This window comes from Paraburkholderia sp. NMBU_R16 (assembly GCF_013282575.1).
Taxonomy (GTDB): domain Bacteria; phylum Pseudomonadota; class Gammaproteobacteria; order Burkholderiales; family Burkholderiaceae; genus Trinickia.
In genome coordinates this window covers 1-542 of record NZ_JAAAYE010000277.1, presented here as the reverse complement: position 1 = coordinate 542, position 542 = coordinate 1, and the positions used below count along the sequence as shown (strand labels likewise).

The window sequence follows — 542 nt, the reverse complement described above, 5'->3', positions numbered from 1 at the left end:
CCACCGGAGTCCGCGCCGGCGAACAGGTAGTTGCGCCTTCCAATGGCCACTCCACGCAATGCGCGCTCGACCGGCAAGTTGTCGATCTCTAGCCGGCCGTCGTTGCAATAGCGTGTGAGCGCTTCCCATCGGTTCAGCGCATAGAGAATCGCCCGACTCGTATCGGATTTCTTTGACAGTGTCTCCAGCGTGGCGGTGAGCCAGGCGTGAAGCTGATCGAGAAGCGGTCGGGCATGTGCTTCTCGATACGCGCGACGCTCATCGGGCGGTTTGCCGCGTATCGCGTCTTCGATCTTGTACAACGCACCGATTCGCTCAAGCGCTTCGGTATTCAGCGTGTTCGCGCGTGCGGCGTGCAGCTCATAGAACTGCCGTCGGGCGTGCGCCCAACATGCTGCTTCCACAACGCGGCCGGTTTCGTAAATGGCCTGGTAGCCGCCGTAGGCGTCAGCTTGCAGCGTGCCGCTGAACGACTCGAGATGTTGTTGCGGATGGATGCCTTTGCGATCCGGCGTATAGGCGAACCACACCGCAGGCGGCGT

Annotated in this window: 1 protein-coding gene; it reads right to left on the bottom strand. The window is 61.6% G+C overall.

Features of this window, described 5'->3' with window-relative positions; all coding sequences use genetic code 11:
* On the bottom strand, window positions 1-542 hold a 542-nt coding region (locus GWC77_RS28235), incomplete at both ends, for an IS66 family transposase (RefSeq protein ID WP_173262912.1).